This window comes from Pseudomonas retamae, assembly GCF_043496865.1.
Lineage (GTDB): Bacteria > Pseudomonadota > Gammaproteobacteria > Pseudomonadales > Pseudomonadaceae > Aquipseudomonas > Aquipseudomonas retamae.
Window position 1 is genome coordinate 539,226 of the sequence record NZ_JBIEIL010000001.1, and the last position, 21,188, is coordinate 560,413.

Genomic DNA, 21,188 nt, shown 5'->3' on the forward strand with positions numbered 1-21,188 from the left:
TCAGAGGCTGGCATCAACCATGCCGTGACGCACCGCCAACAGCGTCAACTCGACGTCGCTGCTGATCGAAAGCTTCTCGAAAATACGGTAGCGGTAGGTATTCACGGTTTTCGGCGACAAGCACAGCTTGTCGGAAATGATCTGCACTTTTTGACACCCGACAATCATCAATGCGATCTGGATCTCCCGCTCGGACAGCGCATCGAAGGGCGAATCGTTGGACGGCTGGAATGACTTGATCGCCAGTTGCTGAGCGATTTGCGGACTGATGTAGCGCTGACCGGCGAATACCAGGCGAATGGCCTGAACCATTTCCGGCAATCCGGCGCCCTTGGTCAGATATCCTGCAGCGCCGGCCTGCAGCAAACGCGTAGGAAAAGGATCCTCTTCACACACCGTCACAGCGACGACTTTGATATCCGGGTGACTGCGCAGGAGTTTGCGCGTGGCTTCAAGGCCACCGATGCCGGGCATCTTGACGTCCATGAGCACCACATCGGGCTTCAACTCTCGAGCCTTGATCAGGGACTCTTCCCCGGACTCGGCCTGGCCGACCACCTGCAAGCCGTCGATGTCGGCCAGCATGCGGGTAATGCCCGTACGAACGAGATCATGGTCATCGACCACTAGCACCCTAATCAAGCAGACACCTCGCGATATGGTCATATTGGGATGCCGGACACCTTAGCAAAAAGCGCCACACAGACCTAGCGGAAAGCAGCATTAAAAAAGTTTCAATACATCATTGAGGGCTTGCCGGCTGCGGGTTTCAGAGCACAGGTGTGCCGATATCAAGCTGCATTCGCAGAAAACACTCGTCCTTTCCCTTAACCTGTAGGTCTTTTCTTTCGTACAGGTTTCTCGCTGGGTTGTTCTCAAAGACGGTCAACCGGATAGCCCGCCGCCGCTCTCCCCTGGCCATGTTGATAACCTGATCAATTGCCCAGGAACCGACGCCTTGGCGCTGAAACGCTTCATCGACCTGTAATTCGCGAATATAGAGCGCGCTCATATCCCGGCTCAAGCTGATGTGCCCGACAGAAACTTCTCCGCGCACTATCAGCCAGTTCTGCCGTTCCGACCACGCGATATCAAATACATCGTCCCGCCATGGCAGTTCATGCTCTATGTAGTAAGGCAACATGTTGCGGCAGGTCAATTCGCGGGCGAATGTCAAATCATCGGTGGTGGCGAGACGTAATTCAAAGCTCATCATGCCTTCTCCGGTAACGCCACATCTGGGCAGTTGCCATTCTATTGCGCATTGTCAGACCCGGGCGAGCACAGTTGACGACGCAATTCGTCCACGGTGAACAGCTATCGTTGCGCGTGTCACGTTACCTGGCATTTCGACAATAGGCGTTATCTTGAACAGGCCATAGCAATTTCTGATTGCTGCCGGCTGTCAGCGTCGAGTAAGCTCGGCTCATTCAACGGAGACAGACCATGCTCAACGCCTTTTCACAGCTTCATACCGTCAGCGCACAGCGCTCGGTTACGGCTGCGTGGATTAAGGGTGCTTGCGCTCCGGTCAGCTTCTATTTTGGGTATTGGTTTAGCCACTGGCGCGCCTGATACCCAGACGGCGCCCATGTAAACGGGTCGCCTACCAGAGATTTCTCAACCCCCGGTCGGCTCCCCGACCGGGGGTTTTGTTTTTTCAGGCTTCACAAATTTCCAGCCACACCACCAGACATTTGAGGACTCACCCATGAATTACGCCACTTATTACCGTTACGACAGCTTTAGCGCCTGGCGATTTACCAGCTTCCGCTCGGGACAGCCTGCCGCCTCCGATCGGTCACCTTCAGGTGGCAAGCACACACACGTAGCCAATCCGGCCAATTGTCGAACACCCCAGTAGGGCCGAGCGCGCGGTAACAAACCGCCGCCAGCCCAGGAAGACCGAATATGAACTCGTCCGTTTCCGCTCTGCCACTGTCCACGTTGAACCCTGCCAACGAAGCGCTGACGTTGCGTCTGCCCAGTTCGTTGCAACTCAAACAGCAATTACCCCTCAGCAACATCTTAAGCCTGCAAGTCGCCGCCCAACGCCAGGCGGTACGCGCCATTCTCAACGGCCAGGACCAGCGCCTCCTGGTGATTGTCGGCCCCTGCTCTATCCACGACCCGCAGTCCGCGCTCGAATATGCTGGCAAACTCGCTCGACTGGCTGAACAGGTCAGCGACGACATGCTTCTGGTGATGCGTGCCTACGTCGAAAAACCGCGCACCACGGTTGGCTGGAAAGGCCTGGCCTATGACCCTCACCTGGATGGCAGCGATGACATGGCCGGCGGCCTTGCGCTGTCACGTGAATTGATGCTGGAAATGATCCGGCTCGGCTTGCCGGTGGCCACAGAACTGCTGCAACCGATGGCCGCTGGGTACTTCGATGATTTGCTGAGCTGGGTAGCGATTGGCGCGCGCACTACGGAGTCGCAGATCCACCGCGAGATGGCCAGCGGTTTGAGCATGCCGGTAGGCTTCAAGAACGGCACCGACGGCGGCGCCGCAATTGCGGTCGACGCGATGCGCTCGGCAGCGCACCCGCATCGCCACTTCGGCGTCGACAGCCAAGGTCATCCGGCGATCATTCAAACACCAGGCAACCCTGACACCCACCTGGTGCTACGCGGCGGGCACAAAGGACCGAATCATGATCGCGATAGCGTGACGAAAATTCACGCGGATCTGAGCAGGCTTAACATCCCGAGCCGGATCATGGTCGATTGCAGTCACGCCAACAGCGGGAAAGACCCTTCGCGTCAGCCTGGCGTTTTCAACGAAGTACTTGAACAACGGCTGCAGGGAGACCGAGCTCTGATCGGCATGATGCTGGAATCCCACCTGTTCGAGGGCTGCCAGCCACTGAGCGGGTCTTTACGCTATGGGGTATCGATCACCGATGGTTGCCTCGGCTTCGGTGACACGGAGCGCTTGCTGCTCGACGCCGCGAAGCGTCTTGCTGCGCAGACCCGCAACTGATTGACTCACCAGCCCCCGGTTTTGATAGGAACTCGGGGGCTGGCCACATCAGCGCTACGCCTCTACCCGTACCTGAGTTGCTGTGGACTCCTGACTGATGTCATCCAGACGTTCAACCACGTAGGCGACACGCACCGTGGTGCCATGATGCTCACGCCAGAACCGGTGCGGCACGATGAAAATCAGCGGCTTCCCCGCCGTTTCGCGAGTGATCTCGCGATCGTCGCGATGATTGAATAACTCTCCGTCACATTTGAGGTACACCAACTCCCCCTCCTGCGTCAGGGCATTGCCGATCACGATGGTCACGCCATCGACTGAATCCTCGCTGTCCAGCACGCCATCCTGCGCTTCCAGTACATCGGGGGCGTCAAGATCACCACGCACGAAAGGTGTCACGAGGAGCTTCGTCACTTCGGACTCACGCACTGCACCGTAAGAGTCTTCGACCCGGTAACGCACCACGACCTGCTCACCGAAATGGCCGGCGATATACGCTCCGTCAACCCAGAATGACAGCGCGTCGGCCACCGCGAAGGCCTCGACCTTCAAGCTGTCCTTGAATGAAGCTGCGACCGCATCGGCGCCCCACAACAAGGTCACCCGATCGCCAGCAGCCATTCGTGCATATGGTTGCATGACGACAAGCGTACCCTCCGGCATTCGCGCTGGGTCCAGCGTTCCGCTGATCACGCCTTCTACGATTGGTGCGAGCAAATGTGGCCGCGCATCACCGACCGACAATTGCAAACGCGCCGACTCTGAGGGTTCCGCAGAGCCGGCACTGACTCGCGTCCAGTAGACCTCCAGCGAACCGCCGTCGAGCGCCGCGACATGCAGCCCTTTGATGACGAAGACAACATCCTTGCCGACCTGGGTTTCGGTGACATAGCGAACCATTTCATGCTGGTAAGCGAAGCCTTCTATATCCAGCCCGTCCCAACTCAGCAGCAAGCGGTCGCCACAGGCCATGGAAGCATAGGGAGCGATACGGACAACGACCCTGCTCATGGAAGGATCAAGCACAGTGCCTTCCACGCAATCCAGGGTTACCGCTGGCAGCAGTTCACTGGGCTGACAGGGTCCAACGGGGTGGCGCATCCGGTAGCAAAACTCGACTTCGTGCGTGTTCATTAGTGGCTCCATTCCTTGGAAAAACGCCGCTTCGCAAGCGGCGTCGACAGCATCTATTGAACGGGATTCGGCGAATTTCCGCTGTCAGCCCGATTCGCCGCAGAGATCCAGTAAAAGCTGCGCGCCGAGTAGGCAAACAGTACGAAAGCGACAATAAGCATGCGAAAGATGGCGGCAACTTCCGATTCGGATCTCACAAGTATCTGAAAATTCGTACAACCTCTAGTCCAGATTCAACGGCCAAGAGATGCCTCTTCCTACTTCTTCAACGGGACGAGTGTTTTAGAGTGGCGTCCGAATTCCCCGATGAACTTCTGTGAAAAAGGTAAGAACATGCAACGGAATGCTTCAACTCGTTATCCCATCCTGTTGGTACACGGCCTGTTCGGATTCGAGCGCATCGGCCATTTCGAGCTGTTCCATGACGTAAAGAGCGCACTGAAAACAGCCGGCAGCCAGGTGTTTGTCCCGCACCTTTCGGCGACCCATAAAAACGAAACAAGGGGTGAGCAGTTGCTTGCACAGATCGATCGTGTGCTACGGGGCACAGGCGCGAAAAAAGTCAATCTTGTTGGACACAGTCAGGGAGCATTGGCTGCTCGATACGCGGCGGCGCTTGCCCCACACTCCGTCGCTTCGGTGACGTCGGTCAGTGGCCCGAATCACGGATCGGAACTGGCGGATTTTCTGCGCAAGGCACTGGTCCCGGGGAGACTGCCAGAAACCGTGGCACAGAACGTAGCGACCTTGTTTTCGAACTTTCTTTCATTGATCAGTGGCAACCTGACGTTGCCACAGAATGCATTGGCGGCACTCAATGCACTGACGACCGAGGGGGTCGGCAATTTCAATGACCGCTTCCCGCAGGGTTTACCCAAGACATGGGGTGGTCATGGACCTGAACAGGTCAACGGGGTGCGTTATTACTCCTGGAGCGGCGTCATAGCGACAGACAACCCGTCGACATTCGATCCGACGCAAAGTATCTTTCATGCCCTTTCGCAATACTTCATGACCGAGACGGAGCAGAACGATGGTTTCGTCGGTCGTTTCAGCTCTCACCTGGGCCAGGTAATTCGCTCGGACTATCCGCTGGATCACCTGGGCAGTCTGCGCCGTGCGGCCGGCACGGTGACGGCGCTGCCCGACCCGATCGAACTGTATGTGGAACATGCCGAGCGTCTGCGAGCCGCCAGTCTCTGAATGGCACCACTGACAAAGTCGCGGAACTTTGCCGAGAAATCACTTACTGAATCCGGTAGGCTCCGCACTTTACTGAAATACATTTGGAGAAATTCCCATGGCTAAAGCCACTGCCCGCCACATCCTGGTTTCCAGCGAAGACAAGTGCAACGAACTCAAGGCCCAGATCGAAGGCGGCGCCGATTTCGCCGAAGTGGCCAAGGCCAACTCCAGCTGCCCATCGAGCCGTCAGGGCGGTGACCTGGGTTCCTTCGGTCCTGGTCAGATGGTCAAGGAATTCGACACCGTCGTGTTCAGCGCGCCAATCAATGTCGTGCAAGGCCCGGTGAAGACCCAGTTCGGCTATCACCTGCTGGAAGTCACCAGCCGTCAGGACTGATTCGTCGTCCGACTGCCCGCAACGGCCCGCCTTCTGGCGGGCCGTTGTGTTTCAGTTACACATACGGCTGGCGAGCGACGCGCCTCTCGCGTACAACTTGCGCTTATCGATTCAAGTCCCAAGGCTGACAATGCGACTGGTTTTCCCCACATTGATGCTCGCCGCCCTCGCCCTGCTGACGGCTGGTGCAAGCGCGAACGCCGCACCGCAACATGCTCTGACCGTTTATGGCGAGCCTGCCAGGTACCCTCCCGGTTTCAGCCATTTCGACTACACCAACCTGCAGGCCCCCAAGGGCGGCACGATGCGCCGCTCGGCCATCGAGATCGGCCACTTCGACCATGTCCTTCCCTATATAGACAAAGGCATCGGTGTCACGCAGATCGATGGGTTGTTGTATTCGCCGCTGGCCCAGCGCTCGCTGGACGAGCCTTACACCGTATACGGCCTGGTCGCGCAAAAGATGGAGCGCTCGGACGATGGCCTGTCGCTGCGTTTTTTCATCAATCCCAAGGCTCGCTTCGCCGACGGCAAAGCGATTACCGCCGAAGACGTGCGCTACACCTATGACCTTCTGATGACCCAGGGCAGCCTGCGCTATCGCACCCAGTTCGCCGACGTCAAAGGCGTCGAGGTGGAAGCGCCGCTGACCGTGCGTTTCGATTTCAAGAGCAACGAAAACCGCACCCTGCCCCTCGATATAGCGACGCTCCCGGTGTTCCCTGAACACTGGTGGAAAACCCGCGATTTCGCTGGCGGGGGCGGTTATGAAGCACCGCTGGGCAGCGGTCCCTATCGAGTCGGCAAGGTCGATTCCGGGCGCAGCATCACCTTTGAGCGCAACCCCGACTGGTGGGGCAAGGACCTGCCGGTCAGTCGCGGCCTATACAATTTCGATCATTTCAGCATCGAATATTTCGGCGACACCGATGTCGCTCGCCAAGTGCTGCGCGGCGGTGCCTACGACTACAACCGCGAGTTCTCGGCGACCGGTTATTCGATCGGCTATGACAGCCCCGCACTGAGCGACGGCCGTCTGCAAAAAGCCCATCTGGCGACCGAAGCGCCACAATCGGCCCAGGGGTTTGTGTTCAATCTGCAAAAGCCGATGTTCGCCGACCGGCGTGTGCGCCAGGCATTGGCGATGCTCTGGGATTTCGAGTGGAGCAACCGGCAGATGATGCGCAGCCTGTATATCCGCCAGCAGAGCTACTTCTCCAACACGTCGCTCGCTGCGACCGAGTTACCCGATGCGCAAGAACTGAAAATCCTTGAACCGTTGCGGGGGCAGATTCCCGACGAGGTGTTCAGTAAAGTCTTCGAAGCGCCGAAAACCGATGGCAGTGGCGTGATCCGCGACAAGCAGCTGCAAGCCCTTGAACTGCTCGAACAAGCCGGCTGGAAACCTGATGGCGATCAATTGGTCAACGCCCAGGGCGAGCCGCTGAGCTTCACTTTTCTGGTCAGCCAGAACGGCATGGATCGTCTGCTGCTACCGTATAAACGCACGCTGAAACAGATCGGTATCGAGCTCAATATCCGCCGCATCGATTCGTCGCAATACGTCAACCGGCTGATGAGTCGCGATTACGACATGATCGTCACGGGCTATCCGGTCACCACATCCCCCGGCGGTGAGCTGTTGAACTACTTTGGCTCGGCCTCCGCCAACGATCCCGGCGCCAACAACTACATGGTGTTGAAAAACCCGGCGGTGGATACCTTGATCAACGGCCTGATTCGCGCATCGACCCAGGCCGACATGCTGCGCTATGCACATGCGCTGGACCGGGTTCTGCAATGGAACTACTACTGGATCCCCAATTATTATCCGCCCGGCACTTCCACCGTATGGTGGAACCGCTTTGGCATACCGACTGTTCAAGCCAGCAATGACGAAGCGATCGAGAGCTGGTGGGAGATCAGCCGCACGCCGTTGACCAACCAGCAGATGACCGCTGAAAAAATTTCCCGCGGCAGACCCGGAGGGCCGCATTGATGTGGGGTTACATACTGCGACGTCTGCTGCTGATCATCCCGACGCTGGTGATCATTCTGCTGGTCAATTTCGTGATCATTCAGGCCGCTCCCGGTGGGCCAGTGGAACAAGCCATCGCTCACCTGCAAGGGATCGGCGGTGCGAATGTCGGTGGCGGTGCCAGCGAGACGACGGGCGGTACTTCGCGCGCCAGCCGTGGCCTCGACCCGCAATTGATCAAGGACATCGAGAAACAATACGGCTTCGACAAACCGGCCCATGAACGCCTGTGGCTGATGCTGAAAAACTATGCGCAGCTGGACTTCGGCAAGAGTTTCTTCCGTGGCGCCACGGTCACTGATCTGATCCTGGAAAAGATGCCGGTGACCATTTCGCTCGGCTTGTGGGCGACATTGATTACCTATCTGGTGTCGATCCCGCTGGGGATTCGCAAGGCCGTACACCACGGCAGTCATTTCGATGTCTGGAGCAGCACCGCAATCATTATCGGCTACGCGATGCCGGCGTTTCTGTTCGCCATGTTTCTGATTGTGGTGTTCGCCGGCGGCACTTCGCTGAACTGGTTTCCGGTGCGCGGGCTAGTCTCGGACAATTTCGAATCGCTGTCGACTCTGGGCAAGATCGCCGACTATTTCTGGCACCTGGTGCTGCCGGTGACGGCGCTGGTCATCGGCGGATTCGCGACGCTGACGATTCTGACGAAAAACTCTTTTCTCAATGAAATCACCCGTCAATACGTGGTGACTGCGCGAGCCAAAGGCTTGAGTGAGCGGCGTGTGCTGTATGGCCACGTGTTCCGCAACGCCATGCTGTTGGTGGTATCGGGGATTCCTCAAGCCTTTATCAGTGTGTTCTTCGCCGGCTCCCTGCTGATCGAAGTGATTTTTTCGCTCGATGGCCTCGGCCGCATGAGCTACGAAGCCGCGGTTTCGCGGGATTATCCGGTGGTGTTTGGCTCGTTGTTCATATTCACCCTGTTCGGCCTGCTGATAAAACTGGTTGGTGACCTTTGCTACACCCTGGTCGACCCGCGTATCGACTTCGCCGCGAGGAACGCCTGATGTTCAAGCTCTCGCCGTTGGGTCGTCGTCGTTTCGAGCGTTTCAAGAAAAACCGTCGCGGCTGGTGGTCGCTATGGCTGTTCATCGGCCTGTTCCTGCTGACACTCGGCGGCGAATTGATCGCCAACGACAAGCCGTTGATGGTCAGTTATCAGGGCCAGTGGTACTTCCCGGTGTTCAAGCGTCACACCGAACAGGAGTTCGGCGGGCAGCTGCCGTTCCAGGCCGATTATCGCAGCGACTATGTGCAGAACCTGATTCGCAAGGACGGCGGCTGGCTGCTATTCCCGCCGATTCCGTTCAGTGACGACACGCCAAACTATGACCTGAATAAACCCGCGCCCAGCCCGCCTACATCGGTCAACTGGCTGGGGACTGACGATCAGTCGCGAGATGTGCTGGCGCGGGTGATTTTCGGCGCGCGGGTGTCGATTCTGTTTGCCTTGATGCTGACGTTTGTCAGCGCACTGATCGGCATTGCCGCCGGCGCGTTGCAGGGCTACTACGGCGGCTGGGTCGACTTGCTTGGGCAACGGCTGCTGGAAGTCTGGTCGGGGTTGCCGGTGTTGTACCTGCTGATCATTCTTTCCGGTTTCGTCGAGCCGAATTTCTGGTGGTTGCTGGGGATCATGGCGCTGTTTTCGTGGTTGGCGTTGGTGGATGTAGTGCGCGCCGAGTTCCTGCGCGGGCGCAATCTGGAATACGTCAAAGCTGCCCGTGCGTTGGGGCTCAGCGACCGCAAAGTGATTTTCCGGCACATACTGCCCAACGCGATGAATGCGACTTTGAGCTACCTGCCGTTCATTCTCACCGGAGCGATTTCTACCCTCACCGCGCTGGACTTTCTCGGCTTCGGCATGCCCGCCGGTAGTGCCTCGCTGGGTGAGTTGATTGGCCAGGGCAAACAGAACCTGCAAGCGCCCTGGCTCGGCTTGACGGCGTTTTTTACCCTGGCGCTGATCCTGTCTCTGTTGGTATTCATCGGCGAAGCGTTGCGTGACGCATTCGATCCAAGGTCCTGAAGCGTGCCCATGACTGACAATCTGATTGAAATCCGTAACCTCAATGTCGCGTTCCATGGCCAGACCGTGGTGCGTGACCTGTGCCTGGATATTCGGCCGGGCGAATGCCTGGCGCTGGTCGGCGAATCCGGCTCGGGCAAGTCAGTCACCGCGCATTCGATCCTGCAGTTACTGCCTGAATCCGAAGCGCACACCCGCGGCAGCATTCGTTATCGTGGGCAGGAACTGCTGGGGGCTGATCCAAAGGTATTGCGTGAGTTGCGCGGCAACCGTATCGCGATGATCTTTCAGGAGCCGATGACCTCGCTCAATCCACTGCACACCATCGAAAAGCAGATTGGCGAGACGCTTCTGTTGCACCGTGGCCTCGGTGGCAAAGCGGCGCAGCAACGGATTCTCGAACTGCTTGGTCTGGTAGGCATCCAGAAACCCAAAGAGCGGCTGAAAGCCTACCCGCACCAACTCTCCGGCGGGCAACGGCAGCGGGTCATGATCGCCATGGCCTTGGCGTGCGAACCGGAATTGTTGATCGCCGACGAACCGACCACTGCACTCGACGTCACGGTGCAGCGCAAGATTCTGCTGCTACTCAAATCCCTGCAGCAACGCCTCGGCATGTCGCTGCTGCTGATCAGCCATGACCTCAACCTGGTGCGCAGCATCGCCCAACGTGTCTGCGTAATGAAGGCCGGCGAAATCGTCGAGCAGGCACCTTGCGAAACCTTGTTCACCGAGCCAAAGCACCCTTACAGCTGCGTGCTGCTCAACGCCGAACCCGAAGGCGAAGCCCTGCCACGGGACGAGCGCGAGAATGTGCTGGAAGTCGCTGATCTGAAGGTCGAGTTCGCCGTCGGTGGCGGGCTGTTTCAGCGCAAGCAATACTTGCGCGCGGTGGATGGCATCAGTATGAATATCCAGCGCGGCAAAACGTTGGGTATCGTCGGCGAATCCGGCTCAGGCAAGTCAACGCTGGGTCAGGCGATTCTGCGACTGCTCGAATCCGAAGGCAGCATTCGTTTTCAGGGAGAAGCGCTCGACGGGCTCAATCAGAAGCAGATGCGCCCATGGCGCCGGCAGATGCAAGTGGTGTTTCAAGATCCGTTCGGCAGCCTCAGCCCGCGAATGTCGGTCGCGCAGATCATCAGCGAAGGCCTCGAAGTGCATTGTGAATCGAGCGCGGATGAGTGCGATGCGCAAGTAATCCGCGTGCTCAAGGAGGTCGGTCTCGACCCGCAAAGTCGTCATCGCTATCCCCACGAGTTTTCCGGTGGTCAGCGCCAGCGCATCGCCATCGCCCGCGCACTGGTATTGAAACCGGCGCTGATTCTGCTCGACGAACCGACGTCGGCGCTGGATCGCACGGTGCAGAAACAGGTGGTCGCCCTGCTCCGCCAGTTGCAGGAAAAACACGGCCTGACGTACCTGTTCATCAGCCATGATTTGGCCGTAGTACGCGCGCTGGCCCATGACATGATTGTGATCAAGGACGGTAAAGTCGTGGAACGTGGCGCCAGCCATGAAGTGTTCGATGCGCCACAGCATCCTTACACCAAAGAGCTGTTGGCGGCGGCGCATCCGGGGTAGGCATAATCGGTGTTCTACCCGATACCGCGTCGCGGCCTTCGCGAGCAGGCTCGCTCCCACAAGGTTCGCGGCTGCTCACGCTTTGGGTGACGACCGGTTTCACTGTGGGAGCGAGCCTGCTCGCGAAGGGGCCGGCCCAGGCAACATACCATCAGGATCATTCAACAGATGAACACCACCGAAAGCCTCAAGGACTACCAACGCGTTCGCACGCTGGCGATCCGCTCGCTGTTCGAGATCATCGAGCAGTCGAGCGAAGGCACGGTGATCGTCGATCGGGATGCGAATATCGTCTGGATGAACGAGCGCTATGCCCGGCGTTTCGGCCTGGAATCGGCTGCCAGCGCGATCGGCAAGGCCTGCGAAAGCGTAATTCCCAGCAGTCTGTTGCGCGAAGTGGTACGCACCGGTCGGCCGATTCTGCTCGACATGCAAGACACGCCAAAAGAGCCGTTGGTGGTGATGCGTCTGCCGATCCATGACGATGCCGGCACGGTGATCGGTGCGATCGGTTTCGCCCTGTTCGATGAGTTGCGCACGCTGTCGCCAATGCTCAAGCGCTACCTGAGCATGCAGGAAGAACTGGCCTCGACCCGTTCGCTATTGCGCGCCCGGCAGACCAAATACAACTTTGCCCATTTCATCGGCACCAGCGCCGCCAGCCTCGAAGTCAAACGCCGCGCCCGGCGCAGTGCCAGTGCCGAATCGCCGGTATTGCTGCTCGGTGAAACCGGTACCGGCAAAGAGCTGCTGGCCCAGGCAATCCACAGCGCATCGCCCCGCGCGCACAAGGCATTCGTCAGCATCAACAGCGCGGCGATCCCGGAAGCGCTGCTCGAAGCTGAATTTTTCGGCACGGCTCCCGGTGCGTTTACCGGTGCTGATCGCAAGGGGCGCACCGGCAAGTTGCAGATCGCTCAGGGCGGTACGCTGTTTCTCGACGAGATCGGCGACATGCCACTGCCACTGCAGAGCAAGTTGCTGCGCGTTCTGCAGGAAAAGGAGTTTGAACCCGTCGGCTCCAACGAAGTGATTCAAAGTGACGTACGAGTCATTGCGGCGACGTCGACCGATCTGCAAGCGGCGATCAAGCGCGGCGAATTTCGCGCCGATTTGTACTATCGGCTTAATGTGCTGCCGATCCAGGTACCGCCGCTGAGCGAACGCCTTGATGATTTGCCGGCGCTCAGCGAGGCGATTCTTGAGGAACTGCGAAGTCAGCACGAGCTGCACCGGGATGCGCTGACGTTGCTTGGCCAACATGCGTGGCCGGGGAACATTCGCGAATTGCGTAATGTGCTTGAGCGCGCGGCCCTACTCAGTGATGACCTGATTCTGACCGAGCAGGATCTGCGGGCAGCGATTGGCACCTTGACACCGGTTGAACGTACGTCCGCGCACGTGCCCGAAACCGCGGCGGTAGAAACCTACGCGCAGGCGCGGGAGCGCTTCGACCGGCAATTGATACAGGCCGCACTGGCGCAAAGCGCGGGCAAAGTGCCGGAAGCAGCGGCCCGACTGGGACTTGGGCGGTCGACGCTGTACAAGAAAATGCTGGCGTTGGGGATTGCCTGATCCACCTTTTGAGATCTGGTCTCTTTATTGAGACAACTGCAAAAGCTTCGCGAGCAGGCTCGCTCCCACGGATAAAACGCGCCCCAAATGTGGGAGCGAGCCTGCTCGCGAAGACGCCGGATCATGCACTGCTATCTCAAAATAGAGACATCTTGTTCTCAAACTTCCGCCTTTCACTCAATAACATCATATATTTCAACCACTTAACCAATTGGCACAAATCTCGCTAACACCTCTCCACACCCGTTCCACCCACAAAAATAACAAATCTGGAGAGACACACCATGAGTGTGATCATTGCCTTGGCAGCCCTCGCGCTGCTGATGCTGGCCGCCTACCGTGGCTACAGCGTTATCCTCTTCGCCCCGATTGCCGCGCTCGGCGCGGTCCTGCTCACCGATCCTTCCGCTGTCGCGCCTGCCTTCACCGGGGTGTTCATGGAAAAAATGGTCGGCTTCATCAAACTGTACTTTCCGGTATTCCTGCTCGGCGCAGTGTTCGGCAAGCTGATCGAGCTGTCGGGTTTCTCTCGTTCGATCGTCGCTGCTGCGATTCGCCTGCTCGGCACTCGCCAGGCCATGCTGGTGATCGTACTGGTTTGCGCCCTGCTCACGTACGGCGGCGTGTCGTTGTTCGTGGTGGTGTTTGCGGTGTATCCGTTTGCCGCGGAGATGTTCCGCCAGAGCAATATCCCCAAACGGCTGATCCCGGCGACCATCGCCCTCGGCGCGTTTTCCTTCACCATGGACGCCCTGCCCGGCACCCCGCAGATTCAAAACATCATTCCCAGTACGTTCTTCAACACCACCGCGTGGGCCGCGCCATGGCTGGGTGTGATCGGCACGATTTTCGTGTTTTGCGCCGGCATGCTGTTCCTGCAGCGTCAGCGCAACAAGGCCCAGCGCGCGGGTGAGGGCTACGGCACTGAACTGCGCAACGAGCCGGAAACCGCTGAAGACCTGAAACTGCCCAACCCGTGGCTTGCCCTGTCGCCGCTGCTCGCGGTGGGCATCATGAATCTGCTGTTCACCCACTGGATTCCGCAGTGGTACGGCAAGACCCACAGCCTCGCGCTGCCAGGCATGGCCACGCCGGTCACCACCGAGATCGCCAAGCTCACGGCGATCTGGGCAGTACAGGCGGCGTTGCTGGTCGGCATTCTGATGGTATTGGCGTTCGGCTTTCAGGCGATTCGCAGCAAGCTCGCCGAAGGCAGCAAGAGCGCGGTCAGCGGGGCACTGCTGGCGGCGATGAACACCGCGTCCGAATACGGTTTTGGCGCAGTGATCGCCTCGTTGCCGGGCTTTCTGGTGCTGGCGGACTGGCTCAAACAGATCCCCAACCCATTGGTCAACGAAGCCATCACCGTGACGCTATTGGCCGGCATCACCGGTTCGGCATCGGGTGGCATGAGCATTGCGCTGGCGGCGATGTCCGAGCAGTTCATCAGCGCGGCCAACGCGGCGAACATCCCGTTGGAAGTGCTGCACCGCGTGGCCGCCATGGCCAGCGGCGGCATGGACACCCTGCCGCACAACGGCGCGGTGATTACCCTGTTGGCGGTGACCGGGCTGACCCACCGCGAAGCCTATAAAGACATTTTCTGTATTACGCTGATCAAGACCCTGGCGGTTTTCGTAGTGATCGGCACCTTCTACGCCACTGGCATTGTGTGAGGCACTCATGACGACTCTTTCCGGCAAGACCGCACTGGTTACCGGTTCCACCAGCGGCATTGGCCTGGGCATCGCAATCAGCCTGGCCAAGGCTGGCGCCAATCTGATTCTCAACGGCTTTGGCGATGCGTCGGCAGTGATTGCCGAAGTCGGCCAGTTTGGTGGCAAGGTCGGCCACCATCCGGCGGATGTCAGTGACCCCGCGCAAATTGCCGAGATGATCGCCTACGCCGAGCGCGAGTTCGGCGGCGTGGATATCCTGGTCAACAACGCCGGCATTCAGCATGTCGCGGCGGTCGAGGAGTTTCCGGTCGAGCGTTGGGACTCGATCATCGCCATCAACCTGTCCTCGGTGTTCCACAGTACCCGCCTGAGCCTGCCGGGCATGCGCCGCAAAAACTGGGGACGGATCATCAATATCGCCTCGGTACACGGCCAGGTCGGTTCGACCGGTAAAGCAGCGTACGTGGCGGCCAAGCACGGCGTGATCGGCCTGACCAAAGTGGTCGGCCTGGAAACCGCTACCAGCAACGTGACTTGCAACGCCATTTGCCCGGGCTGGGTGCTGACGCCGCTGGTGCAGAAGCAGATCGACGATCGTGCCGCCAAAGGTGTCGATCCGCAGCAGGCGCAGCATGACTTGCTGGCCGAGAAGCAACCGTCACTGGAATTCGTCACACCGCAGCATCTGGGCGAGCTGGTGTTGTTTCTGTGCAGCGAGGCCGGCAGTCAAGTGCGTGGCGCGGCGTGGAATATCGATGGCGGCTGGCTCGCGCAATAACGCCGCCTCTGTGGAGCGAGCAGGCTCGCTCCCACAGGGAGCTCCATCAATTCGATAAAAAGAGGCAAGCAATGTCCGACATCCTCTGGCAACCCGACGCCAACCGTATCGCCCAGTCACGCATGGATGCGTTTCGCCGTGCTATCAATCAACGCCACGATCTAAGCATTCACGACTACTCTGCCCTGCACCAATGGAGCATCGAGCAGCGTGCGGATTTCTGGCAGGCAATTGTCGATTTTTTCGATATCCGCTTCCATACCCAGCCCGACACAGTACTGCGCGAAGGCGCGCAGATGCCCAGCGCCGAATGGTTTCCCGGCGCAACGCTGAACTTCGCCGAACACTTGCTGCGTCGTCGCGACGACGCCGTAGCGGTGATCAGCGTGGCGGAGAACGGTCAGCGCGAGCAATTGACCTGGGCCGAACTGGCCGAGCATGTCGCCGGTTTCCAGGCCAGTTTACAGGCGGCCGGCGTGGGCCTCGGTGACCGGGTCGCGGCGTGCATGCCCAATACCTGGCAAACGCTGGTGGCGATGCTTGCGACCACCAGCCTCGGGGCGATCTGGTCGTGTTCCTCGCCGGACTTCGGCACTCACGGGGTCATCGACCGTTTCGGCCAGATTGAACCGAAGGTGCTGCTGACGTGCGCCGCTTACCGCTACGCCGGCAAGACCATCGACCAGACCGACAAGATCAACGGCATCCTCGAACAGCTGCCGACGCTCAAACAATTGATCATCGTCCCCTACGCCGATCCACAAGCGCGCATAGAGGTGTACCAGACACAAGCTGCAGTGAGCGCGTGGGAAGACTTCTACGCAGCGGGCGGCGAAGCGCATTTCGTGCCGGTGCCGTTCAACCATCCGTTGTACGTGTTGTATTCGAGTGGCACCACCGGCGTGCCGAAATGCATCGTCCACAGCACCGGCGGCGTGCTCCTGCAACACGTCAAGGAACACGGTCTGCATTGCGATCTCGGCCCCGGCGACCGGCTGTTTTATTACACAACGTGCGGCTGGATGATGTGGAACTGGCTGGTCTCTGCACTGGCAGTCGGCAGTGCGGTGGTGCTCTATGACGGCTCGCCGTTTCAACCGGATCACCAGCGCTTGCTCGACTTGATCGACGATGAGCACATCAGCGTGTTCGGCACCAGCCCGAAATTTCTCGCCACTCTGGAAAGCAGCGGTGCCCGCCCGCGCGACAGCCATGACCTGGGCAGCCTGAAAACCCTGCTGTGCACCGGCTCGGCGCTGTCGCCGCAAAGCTACGATTACGTCTACCGCGCGATCAAAAGCGATGTGTGTCTGGCGTCGATGTCCGGCGGCACCGATATTGTCTCGTGCTTCGTCAACGGCAATCCGCTGTCGCCGGTAAGACGCGGTGAAATCATGGGCAAAAGCCTGGGCATGGCAGTCGAGGTCTGGAACGAGGCTGGCCAAGCGGTCATTGGCGAGAAAGGTGAACTGGTCTGCACCCGGCATTTCCCGGCCATGCCGATCGGTTTGTGGAACGACCCGGACGGGACAAAGCTGCGCCAATCGTATTTCAGCCTGTTTCCCGGTGTCTGGGCACAAGGCGATTACGCCGAGCAAACGTCACACGGCGCGATGTTGATACACGGGCGTTCGGATGCTGTGCTCAACCCCGGCGGCGTGCGCATCGGCACGGCGGAGATCTACCGTCAGGTCGAAAAGCTCAGCGAAATAATGGACAGCGTCGCCATCGGCCAGCAGTGGCAGGATGACGTGCGGGTCGTGTTGTTCGTGAGATTGCGTGGAGGGCTGCAACTGGACGAAGACCTCGAACAGCGCATCCGCCAAGTGATCCGCGCCAATACCACCCCAAGACATGTACCGGCGAAGATCGTTGCGGTGACCGACATTCCGCGCACCATCAGCGGCAAGATTGTCGAACTGGCGGTGCGCGAAGTGGTGCATGGGCGGCCGGTGAAGAACACCGATGCGCTGGCCAATCCCGAAGCGCTGGAGCAGTTTCGGGATCGGCCGGAGCTCAATGAATGAGCACGGCCGGGTGAGACAGTGGCTCGCTCAAGTGCAATTTACGCAAATCAATCGGTGTTCAGTTCAATCAAAACCTCACCAGTTATAGTGCGATCAGGATTGCCCGCGACCGCGGCTTTCAGGACTTCCATATTTCTGAAATAAGCGGCGAGGTCTGTTTCCACCAGACTCAGCAGAGCAGTCAGAAGCGCAAGGGAATCCGCGTTCGAGCGAGCTTCGGCAGCACTGTGGAACCCTCCTCCCGATTTCGGTAGGCGTCCTGCTGCCAAATTCAACAACGGCGCCACATCCAACATAGGAACTCGATTGTGCAACCGCGCCTTGGCAGCCACCAGATCAGTCTTGCCAGAACCTGCACGAAACATTTCATGGAGCAGGTCATCTGCGACCTCACCATAATTGAAGCCGGCATCATTGAAGCGGCGATTGAGATTCTGACTATTGATGTTCAGGTATTGAATTTCTCCTCGCTCATGCAAACCGGCATTCTTCCACTCACTGTACTGGCTTTGGATGACATCAACGGTATGCTCGTCAACTTTTGCGACATCCAGAAAAAAATTGCTCAACGAAGTATCGTAGACATTCAATCTGATGGCCCGCAAAAGTATCGAAAAGTCATCTCGTCCTTTTGCAGTAGTGCCTAAAAACAAACCTATTGCAAGGTCGGTCTTGGTATTCAGCTGTGAATACCCCAGCACTTTTTCAGCCGCGTCAATCTTACTCCGGACAATGGGCAAACTATTTTTAATGATGTGTTGTGTGTAACTCTCAGAACGGACGCTAGGCAGAGAATACGTGTGCTGGAACTGGAAATTCGCCAGTTTTTTGCCCCAAGGCGTCCCCCGACTGCTGATCGCGTACCACTGATCTTTCCTGTTCAGCGCGCATACGCTAAATACGTCGAGCGCATCAGCACGAGGTCGCCATTTGCCCTGGCCAGTTTGGGGTAGACTCGCCAGTTGAATAAAGTCTACGGATTGGCGTCTGCCGGTCAGTCTGTGCAACTGAGAGGTAGCCTTGTCAAAAAGCCTGACACCCTCTCTGGTCAACCCGAGCCCGCTTTTCAAAAGTGACTTGGTAGCCAGATACCCGGCTGTTGGCAAGCCATCGACAGGGTTAAACGTAGACACTGTCAGCTTCAATGAATATTTCACCACGCTGGCAAGCTTCGATGTCAGTGAAACCGTCCTTGCTGCTATGGTCAGAATCTTTGCAGGCGCACCCAACACCGTGAAGAAGATGCCGATAGCATCCATCGTACAAGCGTAGATACCGTCAACGACTTTGTTACGTTCACCGGAAGCAATATCCTCGATGCATCTCTTGAAAGGCACCAGCAGATCAATGGTAAATGTTACCCACTCCTCTGTTTTTTTAACGATCGACTCTCGCTCCGTCAGCTCGGTGAAGGCCATAGTCAACTCTTCCACGCTTCCAACGGGTCGGTGGGTTACCACAAATTGCGCGATGTTATTTATCGGCTCGCTCATGAAAAATTGATAGAGGCTTTGTTTTTCCTGTGCAGCGGTCACAGGCGCAGGAATCACTCCCAGTTTCTCTATGACCATGATATCGGACGCATCAGGACGCGGACGTGACCCTTGCGTATAGCTTTGAAAATCAGTTGGAACTCGGTGGGTTGCAGGCAGTGGAAAAACAGCATCATTGGGACTGCCTTTAAAGTCCAGCCGCGAAGGCATGTTCATTTTTTGCGTTTCAATGATCAGCTCCCCCAGAGCGTCGTTTCTTCGACACTCACCCAAGAGACTGAATAATTCATAGCAAAGTATTCCACCCTCATACGAAGCGATCATGATTACAGCAAAGCGGCCTATTGCCTGATCTTTTTTGGATTGCACTTCAACTGAGGTAGGCCCCTTGTTTGCTACACCGATCAGATTGTAATTGCTGGATGGGTAAACCAGCTCAGTGACCGGTGCACGCACAGTGAAGAAAGTGATTTTGCTTCGAGCGATAATATCGCGATCCTGGCGAGGTATTCCGGACAAGGCGAGTTTGATATTCGAAGCTATCGCCCGATGAATATCTCCGTGATACTTACGCACATCAGCTTTAAATATCGTCTGATTATTAGCCAAACCCATCAACTGTGGATATCGGCTAAGAATGTGAGGCTTTTCATTCCAGTCCCATACTCCAGAAGTCAGTTCACCTTGAATGTGCAAATCCAGCATGGATTGCCTGAGACTGGAAAATGGTTCTGGGCGCAGCAGCGGTTCTTCAAGAAAATCGCAGTCAGGCATTACTTGTTTTAGCGCCGCCATCGCCAGTTTCTTGCGATTGGGTACTGGCGTGGAAAAAGCCTTCACTCCGTTGACCATCGTTCCCACATGACTTTGATAAGCCTGCAAAGCGGTTTGGGCGGCTGCGGTCGTGGAAGTCTCCAGATCATGATGGGCGATCACTTCGTTGATTAGTGCCCAGTCAATGATGACATCAATCGCCGACAGGCTTTGTAGTTCACCCAGGGCCTGGCTGATGGACCCCATATCGGCGAATAGCATGACGTCCTCGTAGTCCACAAAACGTGAAGCCCCCTTGGCGCTCAACTCAATCATGCCAACCGCTTGAGAAAAAGTGACCCAACCGATAGAGCCAGCGGTGAGCCATTCCGGAACGTTACTGATCAACAGACCTGGCGCTGCGCACGATAACAGCATGTGTGACGCCAGAGGGGCTAGCCTCTGGGAGACTGTACCTTGCCGAATCAGATGCCTTTCAAACTCCTCTCGTATGACGTGCAGTTTCTTGTCTGCAGCAACCGCAGGATGATAGAGATCGTACCCGGCGATCACATTGCGCCGTTTCTTCTCAGCAATTAACGGATCGAGCTGAATAAGAATTGCGGTGTAGAGAACCTGGGCGTAATCGTCCCCACTACATACTTCGTCAGCGCCGGAGCCCCACCATCCCAAGGCATCGATGTATTTTTTCGCCAATTGAAAAGAAAAATCGTGATGGGTGATCTGGTTCAGGATGTCATCAGCGTTTTCCGGACCGACAACATCGTGTAAAACCGGCTTGACGTTTTCATACAGCACCGTCAGCAGACTCTTGTTTGCGGGAATAAATTTTGCGGTCAATGCGCGAATTTCCTGGCACTGCACTTCGGTCAATGTAGCTGAGCCGCCACTATGGCCGTTTATTTGTTGCCAATATTCGTCGATGCGCTCACGATCACGAAACTCCCATTGCAGAAAATTCAGCAACTGCTCCAGTTGTTCGACGCTGGCCGGGATAATCAGCCCATGGAACTGCAACCATTGGGCATAGCTGGCCTCGTCTGCCACCGAGCGTACAGCTCCGCCAGTGAGCTGTGCAGCTTGCATGATTTTTTTAAGGATCGACTGTGCTTCTGGATCAGCCTGTATTTTCTGTTGCAATGTTTCAGCGGGACTTCCGTCATTCAGCCAAAGATCCAGTCCAGCGTGGGTGACGATTGCTTCCGCGTCAGGATGGAAAGAACTTAACAAGTCTGATAATTTTTTGCTGAGCGGCTTATGCATATAATAAAACGATGACCCCTCATGCAAGGTCAACGTAATTGAATCCATGCTTACCAGCACGGCACTTCTTCGCGCCTTATACAACGCGTAGAGCACCGACGTCATCTTTGCACGCTCTGTTTGGTCGCCTTGAATACACAACTTGCTGTCTTGCGCGGCAATCACCGAGCTTACAGCGTTATCATTTCTGATTTTCATCAACTCATCCTGTTTTAGTTTTATAGGCCAA

The 21,188-nt window shown here is 57.4% G+C and carries 15 protein-coding genes; 11 read left to right on the forward strand and 4 right to left on the reverse strand.

Translation table 11 applies throughout. From position 1 onward, the window contains the following. Together gacA and ACGSLL_RS02260 are read right to left on the reverse strand one after the other, a co-directional pair. Positions 1-642 (reverse strand): response regulator transcription factor GacA, encoded by a 642-nt coding sequence (gene gacA, locus ACGSLL_RS02255; RefSeq protein WP_016984198.1) that lies wholly within the window; start codon positions 640-642, stop codon positions 1-3. A gap of 127 nt (positions 643-769) precedes the next feature. Continuing rightward, a complete protein-coding gene (locus tag ACGSLL_RS02260; protein ID WP_394503080.1) occupies positions 770-1,213 on the reverse strand; it encodes a GNAT family N-acetyltransferase in 444 nt (147 codons plus the stop codon). 698 nt (positions 1,214-1,911) lie between these two features. Between ACGSLL_RS02260 and ACGSLL_RS02265 the strand changes: the two genes are divergently transcribed. Next, positions 1,912-2,988, forward strand: coding sequence for a 3-deoxy-7-phosphoheptulonate synthase (locus ACGSLL_RS02265; RefSeq protein WP_394502739.1), 1,077 nt, complete (start codon positions 1,912-1,914; stop codon positions 2,986-2,988). A gap of 54 nt (positions 2,989-3,042) precedes the next feature. Here the strand turns inward: ACGSLL_RS02265 and ACGSLL_RS02270 are convergent, their stop codons facing one another. Next, complete coding sequence (locus ACGSLL_RS02270; protein ID WP_394502741.1) at positions 3,043-4,122, reverse strand: hypothetical protein; 1,080 nt, start codon at positions 4,120-4,122, stop codon at positions 3,043-3,045. 333 nt (positions 4,123-4,455) lie between these two features. On the opposite strand from ACGSLL_RS02270, the gene ACGSLL_RS02275 reads away from it, so the two are divergent. The 10 genes from ACGSLL_RS02275 to ACGSLL_RS02320 all read left to right on the forward strand — a co-directional run bounded on the left by ACGSLL_RS02275 (position 4,456) and on the right by ACGSLL_RS02320 (position 17,429). Next, positions 4,456-5,325 carry an esterase/lipase family protein gene (locus tag ACGSLL_RS02275; RefSeq protein ID WP_394503082.1) on the forward strand — a complete coding sequence of 290 codons (870 nt, stop codon included), beginning with the start codon at positions 4,456-4,458 and terminating at the stop codon, positions 5,323-5,325. 97 nt (positions 5,326-5,422) lie between these two features. Beyond that, complete coding sequence (locus ACGSLL_RS02280; protein WP_039758565.1) at positions 5,423-5,704, forward strand: peptidylprolyl isomerase; 282 nt, start codon at positions 5,423-5,425, stop codon at positions 5,702-5,704. Between the two features lie 130 nt (positions 5,705-5,834). Next, entirely contained in the window at positions 5,835-7,703 is a 1,869-nt protein-coding gene (locus ACGSLL_RS02285) for an extracellular solute-binding protein (RefSeq protein ID WP_394502744.1), read from the forward strand. Next, positions 7,703-8,764 carry a microcin C ABC transporter permease YejB gene (locus ACGSLL_RS02290; protein WP_394502746.1) on the forward strand — a complete coding sequence of 354 codons (1,062 nt, stop codon included), beginning with the start codon at positions 7,703-7,705 and terminating at the stop codon, positions 8,762-8,764. Before ACGSLL_RS02285 ends, ACGSLL_RS02290 begins: the two co-directional genes overlap by 1 nt. Continuing rightward, positions 8,764-9,786 carry an ABC transporter permease gene (locus tag ACGSLL_RS02295; protein WP_394502748.1) on the forward strand — a complete coding sequence of 341 codons (1,023 nt, stop codon included), beginning with the start codon at positions 8,764-8,766 and terminating at the stop codon, positions 9,784-9,786. The genes ACGSLL_RS02290 and ACGSLL_RS02295 overlap by 1 nt, the downstream gene beginning before the upstream one ends. A 9-nt stretch (positions 9,787-9,795) precedes the next feature. After that, entirely contained in the window at positions 9,796-11,370 is a 1,575-nt protein-coding gene (locus ACGSLL_RS02300; RefSeq protein ID WP_394502750.1) for an ABC transporter ATP-binding protein, read from the forward strand. A 168-nt stretch (positions 11,371-11,538) separates the two neighbouring features. Further along, complete coding sequence (locus tag ACGSLL_RS02305) at positions 11,539-12,945, forward strand: sigma-54 interaction domain-containing protein (RefSeq protein WP_394502752.1); 1,407 nt, start codon at positions 11,539-11,541, stop codon at positions 12,943-12,945. 284 nt (positions 12,946-13,229) lie between these two features. Beyond that, the gene (locus ACGSLL_RS02310; RefSeq protein WP_394502754.1) at positions 13,230-14,621 is read left to right on the forward strand and encodes a GntP family permease; all 1,392 of its coding nucleotides are present in this window, start codon (positions 13,230-13,232) and stop codon (positions 14,619-14,621) included. A 7-nt stretch (positions 14,622-14,628) separates the two neighbouring features. Further along, positions 14,629-15,402, forward strand: coding sequence for a 3-hydroxybutyrate dehydrogenase (hbdH, locus tag ACGSLL_RS02315; RefSeq protein WP_394502756.1), 774 nt, complete (start codon positions 14,629-14,631; stop codon positions 15,400-15,402). A 71-nt stretch (positions 15,403-15,473) separates the two neighbouring features. Then, entirely contained in the window at positions 15,474-17,429 is a 1,956-nt protein-coding gene (locus ACGSLL_RS02320; RefSeq protein ID WP_394502758.1) for an acetoacetate--CoA ligase, read from the forward strand. Between the two features lie 47 nt (positions 17,430-17,476). On the opposite strand, the gene ACGSLL_RS02325 is transcribed toward ACGSLL_RS02320, so the two are convergent. Then, positions 17,477-21,157, reverse strand: a complete 3,681-nt coding sequence (locus tag ACGSLL_RS02325) for a hypothetical protein (protein ID WP_394502760.1) — start codon at positions 21,155-21,157, stop codon at positions 17,477-17,479. Positions 21,158-21,188 lie beyond the last annotated feature (31 nt).

Excerpts from the sequence above, each read along its gene's own strand:
- ACGSLL_RS02320 (WP_394502758.1), top strand. The coding sequence starts at position 15,474 with ATGTCCGACATCCTCTGGCAACCCGACGCCAACCGTATCGCCCAGTCA.
- ACGSLL_RS02285 (WP_394502744.1), top strand. The coding sequence starts at position 5,835 with ATGCGACTGGTTTTCCCCACATTGATGCTCGCCGCCCTCGCCCTGCTG.
- ACGSLL_RS02260 (WP_394503080.1), bottom strand. The coding sequence starts at position 1,213 with ATGAGCTTTGAATTACGTCTCGCCACCACCGATGATTTGACATTCGCC.
- ACGSLL_RS02300 (WP_394502750.1), top strand. The coding sequence starts at position 9,796 with ATGACTGACAATCTGATTGAAATCCGTAACCTCAATGTCGCGTTCCAT.
- ACGSLL_RS02310 (WP_394502754.1), top strand. The coding sequence starts at position 13,230 with ATGAGTGTGATCATTGCCTTGGCAGCCCTCGCGCTGCTGATGCTGGCC.
- ACGSLL_RS02295 (WP_394502748.1), top strand. The coding sequence starts at position 8,764 with ATGTTCAAGCTCTCGCCGTTGGGTCGTCGTCGTTTCGAGCGTTTCAAG.
- ACGSLL_RS02265 (WP_394502739.1), top strand. The coding sequence starts at position 1,912 with ATGAACTCGTCCGTTTCCGCTCTGCCACTGTCCACGTTGAACCCTGCC.
- ACGSLL_RS02270 (WP_394502741.1), bottom strand. The coding sequence starts at position 4,122 with ATGAACACGCACGAAGTCGAGTTTTGCTACCGGATGCGCCACCCCGTT.
- ACGSLL_RS02305 (WP_394502752.1), top strand. The coding sequence starts at position 11,539 with ATGAACACCACCGAAAGCCTCAAGGACTACCAACGCGTTCGCACGCTG.
- ACGSLL_RS02325 (WP_394502760.1), bottom strand. The coding sequence starts at position 21,157 with ATGAAAATCAGAAATGATAACGCTGTAAGCTCGGTGATTGCCGCGCAA.
- hbdH (WP_394502756.1), top strand. The coding sequence starts at position 14,629 with ATGACGACTCTTTCCGGCAAGACCGCACTGGTTACCGGTTCCACCAGC.
- ACGSLL_RS02280 (WP_039758565.1), top strand. The coding sequence starts at position 5,423 with ATGGCTAAAGCCACTGCCCGCCACATCCTGGTTTCCAGCGAAGACAAG.
- ACGSLL_RS02290 (WP_394502746.1), top strand. The coding sequence starts at position 7,703 with ATGTGGGGTTACATACTGCGACGTCTGCTGCTGATCATCCCGACGCTG.
- ACGSLL_RS02275 (WP_394503082.1), top strand. The coding sequence starts at position 4,456 with ATGCAACGGAATGCTTCAACTCGTTATCCCATCCTGTTGGTACACGGC.